Source organism: Prauserella flavalba (assembly GCF_003202235.1).
GTDB lineage: Bacteria > Actinomycetota > Actinomycetes > Mycobacteriales > Pseudonocardiaceae > Prauserella_A > Prauserella_A flavalba.
On record NZ_MASU01000005.1, the window covers coordinates 107,217 to 123,488 of the forward strand.

General features: G+C 69.4%; 15 protein-coding genes and 1 pseudogene. 6 read left to right on the forward strand and 10 right to left on the reverse strand.

Features of this window, described 5'->3' with window-relative positions; translation table 11 throughout:
- Position 1: 1 nt before the first annotated feature.
- Positions 2-565, reverse strand: a complete 564-nt coding sequence (locus tag BA062_RS07835) for a hypothetical protein (protein ID WP_110335407.1) — start codon at positions 563-565, stop codon at positions 2-4.
- 70 nt (positions 566-635) lie between these two features.
- Positions 636-1,226: a DinB family protein gene (locus BA062_RS07840; RefSeq protein ID WP_110335408.1), complete on the reverse strand. Its 591-nt coding sequence runs from the start codon at positions 1,224-1,226 to the stop codon at positions 636-638.
- Between the two features lie 174 nt (positions 1,227-1,400).
- Here BA062_RS07840 and BA062_RS07845 point away from each other — a divergent pair, with 174 nt between their 5' ends.
- Entirely contained in the window at positions 1,401-2,849 is a 1,449-nt protein-coding gene (locus tag BA062_RS07845; protein WP_110335409.1) for an Nramp family divalent metal transporter, read from the forward strand.
- Positions 2,850-2,946: 97 nt separating this feature from the next.
- Here BA062_RS07845 and BA062_RS07850 read toward each other — a convergent pair whose 3' ends face one another.
- Positions 2,947-3,963, reverse strand: a complete 1,017-nt coding sequence (locus tag BA062_RS07850) for a sigma-70 family RNA polymerase sigma factor (protein ID WP_210406800.1) — start codon at positions 3,961-3,963, stop codon at positions 2,947-2,949.
- Positions 3,964-4,038: 75 nt separating this feature from the next.
- Between BA062_RS07850 and BA062_RS07855 the strand changes: the two genes are divergently transcribed.
- Positions 4,039-4,869, forward strand: coding sequence for an alpha/beta fold hydrolase (locus tag BA062_RS07855; RefSeq protein ID WP_110337071.1), 831 nt, complete (start codon positions 4,039-4,041; stop codon positions 4,867-4,869).
- A gap of 170 nt (positions 4,870-5,039) precedes the next feature.
- Positions 5,040-5,312: a monooxygenase family protein gene (locus tag BA062_RS07860; RefSeq protein WP_110335410.1), complete on the forward strand. Its 273-nt coding sequence runs from the start codon at positions 5,040-5,042 to the stop codon at positions 5,310-5,312.
- 134 nt (positions 5,313-5,446) lie between these two features.
- Here BA062_RS07860 and BA062_RS07865 read toward each other — a convergent pair whose 3' ends face one another.
- The 4 genes from BA062_RS07865 to ppk2 form a co-directional block, all read right to left on the reverse strand.
- Positions 5,447-5,779 carry a plasmid stabilization protein gene (locus tag BA062_RS07865; protein WP_110335411.1) on the reverse strand — a complete coding sequence of 111 codons (333 nt, stop codon included), beginning with the start codon at positions 5,777-5,779 and terminating at the stop codon, positions 5,447-5,449.
- A gap of 69 nt (positions 5,780-5,848) precedes the next feature.
- Positions 5,849-6,475: a class I SAM-dependent methyltransferase gene (locus BA062_RS07870; RefSeq protein ID WP_110335412.1), complete on the reverse strand. Its 627-nt coding sequence runs from the start codon at positions 6,473-6,475 to the stop codon at positions 5,849-5,851.
- A gap of 5 nt (positions 6,476-6,480) precedes the next feature.
- On the reverse strand, positions 6,481-7,590 hold the full coding sequence (locus tag BA062_RS07875) for an HNH endonuclease signature motif containing protein (RefSeq protein ID WP_245959725.1): 1,110 nt from the start codon (positions 7,588-7,590) through the stop codon (positions 6,481-6,483).
- A 156-nt stretch (positions 7,591-7,746) separates the two neighbouring features.
- On the reverse strand, positions 7,747-8,571 hold the full coding sequence (ppk2, locus tag BA062_RS07880) for a polyphosphate kinase 2 (protein WP_110335414.1): 825 nt from the start codon (positions 8,569-8,571) through the stop codon (positions 7,747-7,749).
- Positions 8,572-8,652: 81 nt separating this feature from the next.
- Between ppk2 and dnaE the strand changes: the two genes are divergently transcribed.
- On the forward strand, positions 8,653-12,246 hold the full coding sequence (dnaE, locus tag BA062_RS07885) for a DNA polymerase III subunit alpha (RefSeq protein ID WP_110335415.1): 3,594 nt from the start codon (positions 8,653-8,655) through the stop codon (positions 12,244-12,246).
- A 4-nt stretch (positions 12,247-12,250) separates the two neighbouring features.
- Here dnaE and BA062_RS07890 read toward each other — a convergent pair whose 3' ends face one another.
- Positions 12,251-12,736 carry a pyridoxamine 5'-phosphate oxidase family protein gene (locus tag BA062_RS07890; protein WP_110335416.1) on the reverse strand — a complete coding sequence of 162 codons (486 nt, stop codon included), beginning with the start codon at positions 12,734-12,736 and terminating at the stop codon, positions 12,251-12,253.
- Between the two features lie 200 nt (positions 12,737-12,936).
- On the opposite strand from BA062_RS07890, the pseudogene BA062_RS41285 reads away from it, so the two are divergent.
- Positions 12,937-14,176: pseudogene (locus BA062_RS41285) on the forward strand (diaminopimelate decarboxylase family protein).
- 1 nt (position 14,177) lies between these two features.
- Here the strand turns inward: BA062_RS41285 and BA062_RS07900 are convergent.
- A complete protein-coding gene (locus BA062_RS07900) occupies positions 14,178-14,750 on the reverse strand; it encodes a TetR/AcrR family transcriptional regulator (protein ID WP_110335417.1) in 573 nt (190 codons plus the stop codon).
- A gap of 95 nt (positions 14,751-14,845) precedes the next feature.
- On the opposite strand from BA062_RS07900, the gene BA062_RS07905 reads away from it, so the two are divergent.
- Complete coding sequence (locus tag BA062_RS07905; RefSeq protein ID WP_110335418.1) at positions 14,846-15,430, forward strand: dihydrofolate reductase family protein; 585 nt, start codon at positions 14,846-14,848, stop codon at positions 15,428-15,430.
- A gap of 4 nt (positions 15,431-15,434) precedes the next feature.
- Here BA062_RS07905 and BA062_RS07910 read toward each other — a convergent pair whose 3' ends face one another.
- On the reverse strand, positions 15,435-16,268 hold the full coding sequence (locus BA062_RS07910; RefSeq protein WP_110337073.1) for an arylamine N-acetyltransferase family protein: 834 nt from the start codon (positions 16,266-16,268) through the stop codon (positions 15,435-15,437).
- Positions 16,269-16,272 lie beyond the last annotated feature (4 nt).

A 16,272-nucleotide genomic window follows, 5' to 3' on the forward strand; every position in this document is an offset into this window, starting at 1 on the left:
CTCAGGAGTAGCGGCGGCGCGCGATGAGCCATCCCGCGCCGCCCAGCACGACGGCGGCCAGCGCCACCCCGCCCCACAGCAGGGGGGCCGGGGTGTCCGGCTCGCCGAGCCGCACGTCGCCGCCGGGCAGCGGTGTCCGCCCCTCGCCGAACGGGAGGTTGTTCGCGAGGCCGGCCGGACGGGTGCCGTCGCACGGGGCGGTGGACAGGCGGCCCTCCGGCTCCGGGTTCCGTTGGGCGAACACCAGCGTCGCTCCGCTCAGCGACAGCCCGCAGCTGTTGGCGCTACCGGGGGTCTCGACCTGCTGGGTCGCGCGTGCCTGTCCCTTGTAGACCCGCGTGACCGCGAACGTCGCCGTGTCGACGTGGACGTTCTCCGGCGTGCCCTGCTCCCGGCCGGTCACCGTGCCCGTGAACACCGCGTCCGCGCGGGCGAACCGCGCGGCGTCGGTGCTCTCGGCACACGAGCAGGCGTGCGCCGCGGGTGCCGACAGCACCACCGCGACGGGCACCAGCGCCAGCACGGCGAGAACGAGCAGGACGGTACGTCCCGTACGGCGGATCATCGCGGGGCTCCCTCCGGCCTCGGCACCGACATACCCCAGACGGTGCCGCGGGCGCGGAGGGTTGCACCGCTCAGCGGTTCGCCGCCTCCCTGGCCGCCTGCTCCACCCGCTCCCGGTACTCCGACCACCAGCGCTGGTCGCCGGGGGCCAGGTTGTCGACGTCGGCCCGCAGCCCCGCGGCGCCGTCGATGAGCTCGCGGACGATGTCGGCGTGCCCCGCGTGGCGGTGGGTCTCGGCGATCATGTGCACCAGGACCTGGTGCAGTGTCACGTCACCCCGGCCGCCGGGCCAGTGCGGCACCCGGCCGGGAGAGTCGAGCTCCAGCGTCTCGATCGTGGTGTCCGCGTGCGCGCACACCCGCCGGTACAGCGCGACGAGGCCAGCGCGCGACTCCTCGGCCGTCGCCCACATGTCCACGTTCGGCTCCGCGTCGTCGGTGAGCCAGGGCAGCGTTTCACCGAACGGCCGGCCGAAGGTGTCCGCGAAGTACCCGAGCTCGCAGCCGGTGAGGTGCTTGACCAGGCCGAGCAGGTTCGTTCCCGTCGGGGTCAGCGGGCGGCGGACGTCGTACTCGGAGAGCCCGTCGAGCTTCCAGAGGAGTGCGTCGCGGGCGATCTGGAGGTAGCGGTGGAGGTGGGCCTTCGCGTCCGGTGCGGTCATCACGCCAGCTTGCCACGACCGGCCAGCCGGGCGGTCGCGGTCCACTGTGGAGCCGGTGGCGGCCGGGACCGGTGCGACTACGCTATTGACACGATCGGGTGAGCTGCGTCACCCTGTCTGGGCGCTGCGCGGACTGGTTGGGATTTACCACCTGCGGTGAGATGAGGCAGCCGTATGACGCAAACCGGTGGCCCGAAGCGAGAACAACCGACCCTGCCGAGCAGGCACCTGCCGCCGGTCGAGTTCCGGGACCTGCCGGAACCGGTGAGACTGCGCAAGATCACCGGCGCGAGCGTGATCATCCTCGCGACGGCCATCGGCTCGGGGGAGATGATCCTCTGGCCCTACATCACCTCGCAGGTCGGCTTCACGTTCATGTGGGCCGCGGTCGTGGGCTTCGGCATCCAGTTCTTCCTCAACATGGAGATCGAGCGCTACACGCTCGCCACGGGGGAGACGGCGATCACCGGCTTCGCGCGGCTGTGGAAGCCCTGGTGGTGGCTGTTCATTCTGTTCGCGCTCTTCCAGAACTTCTGGCCCGGCTGGGCCACGGGCGCCGCCACGGCCGTGTCGTTCGTGTTCGACCTCGGTGAGGACGCGCCCATCGTGCCGATCACGATCGCGGCGCTGGTCGCCATCGGCATCACGCTCACCCTGTCACCGGTCGTGTACCAATGGGTCGAGAAGATCCAGGGCGTACTGGTGGGCCTGATCATGCTTTTCGTCATCGTCGCGATCCCCGCCGCCACGACAGCCGACGCGTGGGGGTCGCTCGTCACCGAGGGCATCGGCGACATCGGCTTCCCCATCGGCCACGAGGGCCTCAGTATCGCGCTGCTGCTCGGCGCCCTCGCCTTCGCCGGCGCCGGCGGGGCCAACAACCTCGTGCAGAGCAACTACATCCGCGACAAGGGCATGGGCATGGGCCAGCACATGCCGAGGATCGTCTCCCCCGTCACCGGGCACGAGGAGGCCCGCCCCTCGCTGGGCTACGTCTTCCCGACCGACACGGAGAACATGCGCCGCTGGCGCGGCTGGTGGAAGGTCGCCAACTGGGAGCAGTTCATCACCTTCTTCCTCATCGGCGTCGTGACTCTCGTGGTGATGGCGGTGCTCGCCTACTCGACCCTGCCGGTCGGTACGGTGAACGAGGAGGACCTCGCCTTCCTGTTCCTCGAGGGCCAGATCCTGCAGGACTCCGTCGCGCCGTGGTTCGGCACCGCGTTCTGGTGCGCCGCCGTGTTCGCCCTGTTCTCCACGAACCTCGGCATCATCGACTACACGTGCAGGCTGATCGCCGACCAGCTCAAGATCAACGCGTTGAAGGACAGCACGTTCTGGTCCGAGAGCAAGATCTACGCCGCGTTCGTGTGGCTGATGATCGCGGTCGGCTCCGTGATCCTCGTGTCGGGTGTGGACCAGCCGTTCCTGCTCGTCGTGATCTCGTCCTCGATCGCGGGCGTGCAGATGTTCATCTACTCGGGACTGCTGATGCTGCTGAACCGCAAGGCACTACCGAAGCCGATCCGCACCGGGTGGGTCCGCATGGCCGTCCTGGCGGTGTCGTTCGTGTTCTTCGGCTTCCTCTCGGTCCTGCTCGTCGTCGACGCACTCGGGCTGTGACCGGTGCTCAAACAACTCTGGCTGCGCGCGCTGCTCGGGCTGACGATCTGGCTGGTCCTCATCGGCCTCATGTGGGTCGCCGGGATTCTCTGATCCGTCAGTCCAGCGACGCGGGGAGCCCGAACGCGGCGAGGTGCTCCGCGCCGATGAACGTGGTCAGCTCGCAGATCCGCTCGCCGCGCAGAGTCAGCACCGTGATCGACCAGCCAGCGTGCCCGCCCAGCGCGTCGTCCCACAGGTACGCGCCCACGGCGGGCTGGCCGTTCGCGCTCGTGAGCAGGTGCCGCCAGCTGCCGCAGCTGCCCAGCGGCACCCGCACGGCGAAGTCGGTCACCGGCCCGAGACCGCGGTACCAGTGCGGCAGCGGCGGCATCGACCACGTGACGTCCTCGGTGAGCAGTGCGAGCAGCGCGTCGGCGTCGCCCCGTTCGAGCGCCGTCGTGTAGCCGGCGACGATCTCCCGCACCCTGGCGTCGTCGAGCGAACGCAGCGTCCGCTGCTGCGACACGTCCGGCACCTTCTCGGCCACGATCTTCCTCGCCCGCTGCAGCGCACTGTTGACCGACGCGGTGGTCGTGCGCATCATCTCGGCGATCTCCGCCGCCGAGAAGCCGAGCACCTCGAACAGCAGCAGCGCGGCCCGCTGGTTGCCGGGCAGATGCTGGCACGCGGCCACGAACGCGAGTTCCACGGCCTCCCGCTGCTCGTACGCGGCGTGCGCGCTGAGCGCGCCCTCGCCGAGCGCCGTGTCCGGGTAGGGGCCGAGCCACGCGACGTCGGTGCGCGGAGGGTCGCCGGTCACGGCCTGCTCGCTCGCCGGGCCGAGGTCCACCGGCAGCGCGCGTCTGCCCCGGCTCGCCACCGTGTCCAGGCAGGTCCGCGTGGCCACCGTGTAGAGCCACGACCGCAGTGAGCTGCGCCCCTCGAACCGGGAGAGGCCCTTCCACGCGCGCAACAGCGCGTCCTGCAGCGCGTCGTCGGCGTCGTGCACCGAGCCGAGCATGCGATAACAGTGCGCGTGCAGCTCGCGGCGCAGCGGCTCGACCAGCCGCGTGAAGGCCGCGTCGTCACCCTCGCGCGCGCTGGCGAGATCGGACTCGGAAATCTGGGTCACGAGCGATGATTCTGCCCCATCGCGGCGGTCACGTACGTCGACAACGCCTTTTCCAGCTCCACAGGGAGGACCCCGATGAACCACACCACCGCCACCGTCACCACCGGCACGCTGCGGGTTCCCGACGCCACGCTGTACTACGAGGTGCGGGGCAGCGGCCCCGTCGTCGTGCTGGTCGGCGCCCCGATGGACGCGCGCTCGTTCGAGCCGCTCGCCGACCTGCTCGCCACCGACCACACCGTGCTCACCACCGACCCGAGGGGCATCAACCGCAGCCAGGTCGACGACCCCACCCGCGACTCCACCCCCGAGCAGCGCGCCGGCGACCTGTCCCGCCTGCTGACCCACCTCGGCGCCGGCCCGGCCGCCGTGCTGGGCTCCAGCGGCGGAGCCGTCAGCGTGCTCGCCCTCGCGCAGGCCCACCCGGAGCAGGTGCACACCGTGATCGCCCACGAGCCGCCGCTCAACGAGCTACTCGCCGACCGTGAGCAGCTGAGGGAGCGCACCGAGGACATCATCGCCACCTACCTCGCGGGCGACTCGCTCGGCGCGGGACGGAAGTTCCTCGCCGTGGCCAACATCCAGCTGCCCGACGAGGTCGTCGAGCAGATGTTCGGTGGCGAGCAGAGCCCGCAGGAGGCCGCCGACGCCCGCTTCCAGTACGCCCACATGCTGCGCGCGACGACACGCTGGGTACCCGACTTCGATCGCCTGCGCTCGGGCTCGCCGAGGGTCGTCGTGGGCATCGGCGAGGAATCGGGCGGCCAGCTCTGCGAGCGCACCTCCCTCGCGCTGGCCGATGGCCTCGGCATCGCGCCGACACTGTTCCCCGGCGATCATGTCGGTTTCGCCGGGGAACCGGCTGCGTTCAATACCCGCCTGCGGGCCGTGCTCCGCGGTGACTGAAAGACCCGCCTCCACCGGCTCGTAACGGCTTGGCGGGAATACGTGACGACTGGCCGAATCGGGCGAGTCCGCGAGAGACCGAGCCAAGTGGTCGGCTGAGATCGAGGGTCACTTCGTGCTCTTCCTCATCGGCGCGCGCGTGAGCCCAGGGCAATCCCTCGCGGGGTTCCGTGACCTCAGCGGACGACGCGGAATGCGGCTTCGGGGAGTTGAAGGGGTTCGCCGCCGAGACCGCCGCGGCTCATCCCGCCGCCAAGAACTACTGGCGGCGGGTGAGCCGCTACGGCCAGGGTGTCGGCATCTGGCACGAGACCTATCTCGTGAAGGCCGGTGAGTACGAGACCGTCTACGGCAACATGCCGTCGTGCGGCCTCGGCACAGCACGCGGGAGCACGCTGCGGCGCGCCGGTGACGTAGGAACGGCTGTGGGCTCCGCCGCGTAGGGCCTCCTGGGCGGGCGACCCGGCGACGGGCGAGCAGCGTGACCGGTGTGGGCGGATGGTCTTCTCACCGACGAGCGCACGGCGTGCCGGCGGTTCTGCTTCGGCTTGCGCGTCGCCGTCGTCCACGGGCGGCGCTAGCGGCCGAGGGCCTTTTCCAGTTCCTTCTTCGTCATCTTGGAACGGCCCTGAATGTTGCGCTGCTTCGCCTCGTTGTAGAGCTGATCGCGCGTCGGCCCACCCGGCCCCTGCCGGTTGCCGGACCGCTTGCCGCCGCGTCGCTGCGGGGACATGTCCTTCGTGGACGTTCGGCTCGCCCGCTTCGACTCACCGGACTGCGCGCGGTTCTTGTTCACAGTGCGCGCCGCGATCTCCTCGGCCCTGTCTTCGCCGGCGCCGCGCTTCTTCTGCGAGGACTTGATGTGCTCGTACTGGCGCTCGCGTTTCTTGCTCCAAGCCTGCTGGGGCATCGTGCACCTCCTTGACAAGCGGTGTCCTGCCCGGGGTGCCCCGTCGCTGCGCTCGGTAAACGACCCATGTCAGGAGCGCACCGCGACCCCACTGATGTGCGACGAGAACGGTGTCCGGGCGTCCGGGAAGCGGTACCGGTCCAGCCTTTCGATCTCGAACCCCGCGTCCTCGATCGCGGCGGCCGTGTCCCGACCCGCGTGGCAACCGCCCGCCATGCGGGGCCAGAAGGTCGCGTCGAGCAGCCGCTGCACCCGCACCATCGCGGGCGTGTCGGCCTTCACGTGTTCCAGGAAGCGGAGCTTTCCGCCCGCCACCAGCGCTCGGTGTATCTCCCGCAGTGCCACCGCCTGGTCGGGCACCGAGCACAGCACGAGCGACGCGACCACGGCGTCGGCACTGCCGTCTTCGACGGGCAGCCGTTCGGCGACACCGTCGACCACCTCGACCGGCACCGCGGCTTTCCTCGACTCGCTTTCCGCCAGTTGCCGCAGGTGCGGCTCCGGCTCGACCGCGATGACCCGGTCGACCGTGCCGGGGTAGTGCGCGAAGTTCAGCCCGTTGCCCGCGCCGACCTCCAGCACGGTGCCGCTCAACCCGGCCAGCAACGCCTGCCGATGCTCGGCCATGCCGCCGCGCTCCAGGGCCCGGCTCAGCCGGGAGTAGAACCGCGCGAATATCGGATGGTGGACAGTCATACCGTTCACCCTGACACACGAGCCGGTGCCTTGCGGTATCGCTTGCCTGAGGGTGTGGTGACGGTCAGGACTCCGGTCTCGATGTCGAGGTCGTAGCGCCAGCCGGTTTTGTCTTTGAGCCGGTGGTGCCGGCGGCAGTAGTTGATGAGCTGGTCGGTGTCGGTGCGGCCGTGTCGTCCCCAGGGCCTGTGGTGGTCGTTGTCGCCGAGCTGCGCGGGACGGTGGCAGCCGGGAAAACGGCACTCCCGGTCGCGCACCCGCACGAACCGGTCCGTGGACGCCGGTGGTCGATAGCGTTGCCGCCCCACGTCGATGGGCTGGCCGTCGAGTGGGTCGGTGACGATGCGCCGCCAGGTGGAGCCGGGGTCGTAGGCGATCTGCCGCGCCAGCCATCCCGGGATGGGCCCGTACCCGGCGAGCTCGGCGGGCTGATCGTCGGCTCCGGCGAGGGTCTTGGCGTCGACGTAGACGAAGATCTCTGCCTTGGCGCCACTCGCGTCACCCGGCGACCCGAGGATGATGTCGGCGAACACGTCCGCGCGAAGCTGGTCGAGGGTGCGGGTCTCGTCGCGCCCGCGGAGCCGGCGGGCGAGGCGGTCCACCCGGGTGTAGGCGGCGGAGGCGGTTTCGACGGGCAGGTCCGCGACGAGCGTGGACATGCTGTCGCAACCGGGCAGCAGTTCCACTTTCCGGTCACGGCGCCGGGCCTGCGCGCGCGCCGCCGCGCCGTCGGGATCGACGCGGTGCACCACCCGTGCGACGGTTCGTCGCAACTGGCCCGGATTCCTGCCCGCCAGCCGCTCGGCCATCAGAACGTCGACCTGCCGGACGTGCTCGTCGCTGAGCCACGCGGTCGGCTCGGCGATGGCGGCGGCCTTGGCCGAGTCGATGTCCCCGCGTCTCATCGCGGCGAAGGTCGCCGGTAGCCGATGGGCGAGCATGATCGAGAGCGCGACCATCCTCTGTGCTTTGTGGACGGTTATGGACAGGCCCAGTGCCAGTTCCTCCGCGACATCGTCCCGTTGCTCTGCGAGTGCGGCTATGGCCTGATATTGCTTGGCTTCGATTCTCGCGCGTTGTCGTTCGAGCGCGATGATTTCAGTGATTTCCCCCACGTCGCGACCGTAGCATCGCACGTAGACCTCTACTGCTAGCCGATTCGGGTGAATCCGCCACGACCACCGTGTTCCGTGGGAAAAAGTATCGCGAAAGGACATTTCGCGTCAGCCGACAGCACCGAAGGGGCGGTTGACGACTAGCACGCCCCCGGGTCAGGTAAGCAGCGTCGCGAAATGATCGGGCACATAACGCTGCAAAGCTCGGTCCGCCCGCTCGTACCCGCCGCCGGCAGGCCGCTTGGGCAAGGTCAGCACCCGCTGTTCCACGTCCTGGTAAGGAATGCTGGAGAGCAAGTGTGCGATCATGTTGATCCGGCCCCGTCGCTTCTCCTCGCTTTCCACTACGTACCAGGGCGCTTCCTCGGTGTCGGTGTGCACGAACATGTCGTCTTTCGCGCGCGAGTAGTCGTCCCACCGCGACATGGACTCCAGGTCGATCGGCGACAATTTCCACCGGCGCAGCGGATCGTCCAGTCGCGCGCGAAAACGCCGTTCCTGCTCGGCGGCGCTCACGGAGAACCAGTACTTTCGCAGCAGGATCCCGTCCCCGACGAGCAACCGCTCGAAGATCGGGCACTGCTGCAGGAACCGCCGATACTGTTCGGGAGTGCAGAAACCCATCACCCGCTCGACGCCCGCGCGGTTGTACCAGCTGCGGTCGAACAGCACGATCTCGCCCGCCGCGGGAAGATGCTCGACGTAGCGCTGGAAGTACCACTGCGTCTGCTCTCGCTCGGTCGGCGCGGGCAGGGCGACGATACGCGCGACACGGGGGTTGAGCCGCTCGGTGAACCGCCGGATCGTGCCGCCTTTGCCCGCCGCGTCTCGCCCCTCGAAGACGATCACCACGCGTGCGCCCTCGCTGCGCACCCACTCCTGCAGCTTGTTCAGCTCCTGTTGCAACCGGGTCAGCTCGCGCTCGTAGACCGCGCTGGGCAAGCGCTGCGCGGCGGACTGCTTGCTCTTCTGGCTCGACATGGTTGTCAGCCTCCGCCGACAACCACACGTTGTCCACCGTGCGTGTCGGTTGTTGGACGCGATCCACCCGCTTGCGGTCGAATGCGGCAGACCCGCGACCACGACAAGGGAGCAGCCGTGAGCTCGTTCGTCCACCTGCATGTGCACACCGAGTATTCGATGCTCGATGGTGCGGCGAAGATCGCTCCGTTGTTCGCGGAGGCGTCTCGGTTGGAGATGCCGGCGGTGGGGATGACCGACCACGGCAACATGTACGGGGCGGATGAGTTCTACCAGCAGGCGAAGAAGGCCGGGATCAAGCCGATCATCGGGATCGAGGCGTATATCGCGCCGGAGTCGCGGTTTCACAAGAAGCCGGTGTTCTGGGGGCAGTCGAGTCAGCGGGGTGCGGACGAGTTCGGTGAGGGTGGCGACGTCTCCGGTGGTGGTGCGTATACGCACATGACGATGCTGGCGGCGAACGCGGCGGGGTTGCGGAATCTGTTCAAGTTGTCGTCGCTGGCCTCGATTCAGGGGTATTACCGCAAGCCGCGGATGGACCGGGAGCTGATCGCGGAGAACGCGGACGGGATCATCGCCACGACGGGGTGTCCGTCGGGTGAGGTGCAGACGCGGTTGCGGCTGGGGCAGAAGGCCGAGGCGTTGCAGGCGGCGTCGGATTACAAGGACATCTTCGGGGCGGAGAACTTCTTCCTGGAGTTGATGGATCACGGGTTGCCGATCGAGCGGTCGGTGCGGGAGGGGCTGCTGGAGATCGGCAGGCAGTTGAATCTGCGGCCGCTGGCGACCAACGACTCGCACTATGTGACCAAGGATCAGGCGGATTCGCATTCGGCGTTGCTGTGTGTGCAGTCGGGTAAGACGCTCAACGACCCGAACCGGTTCAAGTTCGACGGTGATGGTTACTACCTGAAGTCGGCGCGGGAGATGCGCGAGTACTGGGACAAGGAGGTCCCGGGGGCTGCGGATTCCACGTTGCTGATCGCCGAGCGGGTGGAGTCGTACGAGGACGTCTACACCCACAAGGACCGCATGCCCGAGTTCGGCGTCCCCGACGGCGAGACGCCGGCGACGTGGCTGCACACGGAGGTGATGCGAGGACTCCAGTGGCGTCTGCCCGGCGGCGTACCACTCGAGTACGTCGAGCGGGCCGAGTACGAGATCGAGGTGATCACCGAGAAGGGTTTCCCCGCCTACTTTCTCATCACCGCGGACCTGATGAACCACGCCCGCCGCGTGGGAATCCGCGTCGGCCCCGGCCGGGGCTCCGCGGCCGGCTCGCTCGTCGCCTACGCGCTGGGCATCACCAACCTCGACCCCCTCGAACTGGGCCTGCTCTTCGAGCGATTCCTCAACCCCGAGCGCACCTCGATGCCGGATATCGACATGGACTTCGACGACCGTCGCCGCGGCGAGATGATCCGCTACGCGACGGAGAAGTACGGCGCCGAGCGGGTCGCCCAGGTGATCACCTTCGGTACCATCAAGACCAAGGCCGCCATCAAGGACGCCGCACGCGTGCACTACGGCCAGCCCGGGTACGCCCTCGCCGACCGGATCTCGAAGGCCCTCCCTCCGCCCGTGGCCGCCAAGGACATCCCGCTCTCCGGGATTGTCGACCCCGAGCACGAGCGCTACCCGGAAGCGGCCGAGGTGCGCGCCCTCCTCGAACACGACGAGGACGTGGCGACGATCTTCAACACGGCCCGTGGCCTGGAGGGCCTGATCCGCAACGCGGGCGTGCACGCCTGCGCCGTGATCATGTCGGCGGAACCCCTCCTCGGCACCATCCCGCTGTGGCGGCGCGACGACGGTTCGATCATCACGGGCTGGGACTACCCGTCCTGTGAGGCCATCGGCCTGTTGAAGATGGACTTCCTCGGGCTGCGCAACCTCACCGTCATCGGCGACGCGCTCGACAACATCAAGGCCAACCGGGGCGAGGAGATCGACCTCGACCGGCTCACCGTGGACGACGCGGCCACGTACGAGCTACTCGTGCGGGGCGACAGCCTCGGTGTGTTCCAGCTCGACGGTGGCGCCATGCGCGACCTGCTGCGCCGCCTGCGCCCGACGGGCTTCGACGACATCATCGCGGTGAACGCGCTGTACCGGCCGGGCCCGATGGCGATGAACACGCACAACAACTACGCCGACCGCAAGAACGGACGGCAGGCCGTCGAGCCGATCCACCCGGAGCTCGCGGAACCCCTGCGGGACATCCTGGCCGAGACGCACGGCCTGGTGGTCTATCAGGAGCAGATCATGCAGATCGCGCAGAAGGTCGCCGGGTACTCGATGGGCCGCGCGGACGTGCTGCGCCGCGCGATGGGCAAGAAGAAGAAGGAGGTACTGGAGAAGGAGTTCGAAGGCTTCGAGCAGGGCATGCGCGCCAAGGGGTTCTCGACCGAGGCCGTGCACGCCCTGTGGGACACGATCCTCCCGTTCGCCGGGTACGCGTTCAACAAGTCGCACGCCGCCGGCTACGCGCTCGTGGGCTACTGGACGGCGTACCTCAAGGCGAACTATCCGGCGGAGTACATGGCGGCGTTGCTGACGTCGGTGGGGGACAACAAGGACAAGTCGGCGGTGTATCTGTCGGAGTGCCGCCGGCTGGGGATCAAGGTGCTGCCGCCGGATGTGAACGAGTCGGGGCTGCGGTTCGCCGCGGTCGGGGACGACATCCGGTTCGGGCTGGGTGCGGTGCGCAACGTGGGCGCCAACGTGGTGGAGTCGGTCATCAAGACCCGCGAGGAGAAGGGCAAGTACTCCAGTTTCACCGACTTCCTGGACAAGTCGGAGCTGGTGGTGTGCAACAAGCGGGTGCTGGAGTCGCTGATCAAGGCGGGTGGGTTCGACTCGCTGGGCAACACGCGGTTGTCGATGGTGCGGTTGCACGAGGACGCGGTCGAGGCGGTGGTGCCGCTCAAGCGGCAGGAGGCGATGGGCCAGTTCGACCTGTTCGGCGGTGGGGATGACACGGTGCCGGTGGCGGCGTCGTCGCCGTTGGCGCATCTGAAGTTCGAGGATGAGGAGTACCCGCGCAAGCAGCTGCTGGGCTACGAGCGGGAGATGCTGGGGCTGTATGTGTCGGCGCATCCGCTGGACGGGGCGGAGCGGGTGTTGCGCAAGCACGCCAAGCGGCCGATCGCGGCGATCCTGGCGGATCCGCCCAAGGAGGGTGAGATCGAGATCGCCGGGTTGATCACGTCGCTGGAGCGGCGGGTGAACAAGAAGGGTGAGCCCTGGGCGATCTGCACGGTGGAGGACATGGACGCCTCGCTGGAGGTGTTGTTCTTCCCGAAGTCCTACGCGCTGTTCGCCGCCGATCTGGTGGAGGACAACGCGGTGGTGGTCAAGGGCCGGGTGAACTGGCGCGAGGACAAGATGTCGGTCTTCGGCGGCGGGCTGATCCCGCTCGACCTCTCCGACATCGGCCCCGGCGACGAGGAACCCCCGCTCACGCTGCTCGCGACGGCCGAGCGCCTCGACGAGAGCGTGGTGCTCGAACTCAGGCAGACCCTCCTCGCGCACCCTGGTGATACCCCGGTCAGGGTGCGGCTCGTCAGCGCGCGAGGAGAGCGCCGCTACGCCCTCGACGACTATCCCGTGCGCGTCAGCTCGATGCTGCTCGGCGAGCTCAAGGGCATCCCCGGCATTACGTGCGCCTCGTGAGCGTTCAACCCTGCTGCGCGCGCACCAGATCCTCGACGGCCTTGGGGAGGGTGGTCTCGAAGTCCAGCAGCTTCGCCCAGTCCGGCGTCACCGTGATGCGGGTCATCCGCTGGTACAGCGCACGCACGCCGGCCTCCCATTCCGCGTACTGGTCGTCGGGCACGACCTTGTGCGCGGCCGCGAGGTACTCCTCGGGAATGCCTTCCACCTCGTCGAGGCGTGCACTGCCCCGCACCAGCAGTACCCGCGGCGGGAAGCCGTCGGTGTCGATCGTGATCGCCACCCTGGGGTTGGCCCGCAGCGCCTTGACCTTCGCGGACGTGGGCACCGTCGCGATGACCAGCTCGGCGCCGTTCCAGTGGAACCCGATCGGCACCACGCGCGGGTCGCCGTCGAGCCCCACGTAGGAGAACCGCGCGGGGATCGAGGACGCCAGCAGCTCCCGCGAGATCGGCTTGTCCATCACCTCGATGACCTGGTCCGGCGTCATGATCGTCTCCTCTCGTGTGGGTCGGCCCATCGTGGCGCCTTCACGAGGTGGACGGAACCGTCACGCCGTTCTCGACACGGCCGGTAGCAAAGCGCAAGAAATCTCCCCGGGCCGTGTGGAGGGCGTCTGGGTCCACCCGCCGCGGCTCCCGCCTCGCGTTGGCTCGCCGCTGCGACACCGATCGCGGACGGGAGGATGCGATGACGTTGCCGGAGCTGGTGCCGAGTGTCGGACGGCTGGTGCGGGCGCGGCTGGACGAGGGCCTCTGGCCCCAGGGCGCGCGCGTGGACCACCACGAGGACCTGGTGGTGGGCGGGTGGCGATGTCGGCCGTCGCCGCCGCGTTCGGCACGCCGGTCTACGTGGTTGACGAGGCCGACGTCCGGCTGCGCTGCCGCCGCTACCGCGCGGCGCTACCGGACGTGCACGTCTCCTACGCGGGCAAGGCGCTGCTCACCCACGCGATCGCTCGCTGGCCGCGGGAGGAGGGGCTCGCGCTGGATGTCTGCTCGGCCGGTGAGCTCGCCGTCGCCCGTGCCGCAGGGCTCCCCGGCGAGCTCATCGCGCCGCACGGCAACGCCAAGACGGCCGAGGACCTCAAGGCCGCGCTCGCCACGGCACGGCGCGGATCGTGCTCGACTCGTTCGACGAGATCGAGCAGGTCGCTGCGCTCGTGAGCCACCGGCAGCAGGTGCTGGTCCGCGTCACGCCCGGCGTCGACGGCCACACGCACCCGGCGATCAGCGCCGGTGTCGAGGACCAGAGGTTCGGGTTCTCCCTCGCCTCCGGTGCGGCGGACGAGGCCGTGCGGCGGGTGTTCGCCCAGCCTGGCCGGTCTCCATTGCCACCTCGGTTCTCAGCTGGTGCGTGTCGTCTCCTGCGAGGAGGTGGCCAGGCGGTTGCTCGGGCTGATGGCCGGGATCCACGGCGAGCACGGCATCGCGACCGTGGTGCTGAACCTCGGCCGAGGGCGCGCGGTGCGTTACCGGGAGGGCGACGGGAGTTCGACCTCGCGGGCTTTGTCACGCGGGTCCGGGCTGCCGTGCGCTACGAGTGCCGCAGGCACCGGCTGCCCGAGCCGCGGTTGGCGATCGAGCCGGGCATCGGTCGCGCGTGCCGGGATCACGCTGTACCGCGTGGTCGCCGTCAAACACACCTTCATCGCCGTCGACGGCGGCATGAGCGGCAACGCCCGCCCCGCGCTCTACGGCGCCGCCTACACCGCCCGGCTCGTGGGCCTCCGGGGGAGCGCGGCCACGCGCGAGGTGACCATCGCCGGCAGGCACTGCGAGTCGGGCGACCTGGTCGCCACGGGCGTGCGCCTGCCAACTACAACCTCGTTGGCCGTCCACGGCTGGTCGCCGTCACGGACGGGCGGGCGAGGGTGCTCGTGCGCGGGGAGACCGGGGAGGACCTGCTCGCCCGCGATATCGGCGGGTGAGCTACTCCGGCAGCGCGCTCGCGACGATCAGGTCAACGAGCCGGTCGATCTCGTGGCCCGCCAGCACGTCCGGGGTGGTCAGGTGCTCCACGAGCAGCCCGGTCATCGCGAAGTACAGCAGCAGCACGGTCTCCGCCCCGCCCGGCAACCCCGCGTCGGTGTGGAAGCCGATGTTGACCGCGAGGTTCCGCCGCAGCGTCTCGGTGAGCGCCGTCCGCAGCGCGGGCCGTCGCGTCGCCTCCAGCCGCAGCTCCAGCAGCGCCAGGTACCCCGCCCGGTCGGCGAGCATGCGGGCGCGCAGATCGTGCATGAGCCGGAACACCAGCTCGCGCGTGCGCGGCCCCGCCATCAGCTCCTCGATGCGTTCCGGCGCCGGAGTGAGCCGCACGTGAATGTGCAGGCCGGCCTGATGCAGCAGGTCGTCGCGGCTGGTGAAGTAGTTGGACGCCGTCCCCGCGGGCACGCCCGCCTCCGTGTCGACGGCCCGGAACGTCAGCCCGCGCGCGCCGTCGCGGGCCAGCACCTCGATGGCCGCGTCGGCCAGGGCCGTCCTTCTCGCCTCGTTACGGACCATGCCAGCGGACCTCCGTGCGGAAAACCCTTGCAACCACTCCGGACACAGTACTACAAATAGAGTGGTTGACACCGCGAATCCCCAAGGAGCGCCGCATGCGCAAGCTGACCTACCTCGTCGCGTCGACCATCGACGGCGTCATCGCGGGCCCCGGGGGCGGCGACCCCTCCGGCCCCGACGGCTTCTTCGTCATGGAGGGCGACCACATGCGGGAGCAGTTCACCGACTGGCCGGACATCCTGCCGGGACCCGCCCGCGCCGCGCTCGGCCTCGACGTGCCCCCCAAGCACTTCGACACCGTCGTGGAGGGCCGCGCCTCCTACCAGGTCGGGCTCGACGCCGGAATCACCGACGCCTACCCGCACCTGGAGCACTACGTCTTCTCCCGCACCCTGACCGAGGCGCCGGACCCGGCCGTGCGCCTCGTGTCCGGCGACCCGGTGGAGAAGGTGCGCGAGCTGAAGCGGCGCGACGGCCTGGGCATCTGGCTCGTCGGCGGCGCCACCCTCGCGAGCGCACTGCGCCCGGAGATCGACGAGCTTGTGGTGAAGCTTCACCCCGTGGTCGCGGGTGCCGGGATCCCGTTGTTCTCCGGCGAGTTCGGCCCCCAGCGGTTCGACCTCACCGACGTGCGCCGCTTCGACAGCGGCGTGCTGCACCTGACCTACACGAAGCTCTGACCGGTCACTTCTGCCCGGTGTAGCGTTCGCGCACCAGCTCGAGGTCGGCGGGGTCGAGGTCCAGGTCGAGCGAGCGCAGCGTGGCGCCGAGGTCGGCCGGTGCCACCGTGCTCTTCTCCTCCGTGCCGTCCGCGTACTCGGCGACGAGGTGCTCGCCGATGAGCTTGCGGCACACGCGGTCGGACAGGCGCATCACCACGAGCCTGCCGGTGAAAGGCGAGCGCGGGTGCGTGGCGACGTAGTGGTTGAAGACCTCGTAGTCGACCGGGTGCTGCGGAGCCTCGTCGAACGCGTACTCCGCGTTCCACTCGCCGTCCTTCAGCCTGTGGAGCCGCCAGCCCCGCTCCTCGGCGGTGAGCCGGTGCGGCCAGCCCGCCTGGTCGAGTTCGCTGCCGTCGTACAACGGCATGGGGCGCATGATGCTCGCGCCGAAGCCGACGTCGGCGAGGTAGTCGTCGCCGTCCACCCGCACCCTCAGGTTCATGTGGGTGTTCGGGCCGGGGTGGTCGGGCTGCACCCGCGCGGCCTGCCGGTTCACGTCGTAGCCGAGTCGCTCCAGCACGGCCGCGAACAGCAGGTTGTGCTCGTAGCAGTAGCCGCCCCGGCGGCGGTGCACGAGCTTGGCCGTGATGTCGGCGAGGTCCAGTGACGGCGAGCGGCCCAGCAGCGGATCGATGTTCTCGAACGGGATCGTGCGCACGTGCGCCTCGTGCAGGGCCGCGAGCGCCGCGGCCGAGGGTGCCTCGCGTCGCTGCCCGACGCGCGCCAGGTAGGCGTCCAGGTCGAGCTCGGCGGTGTTCCAGACGTCGGGGGTGACCGGCTTCGTCGTCGTGTCCATGCCG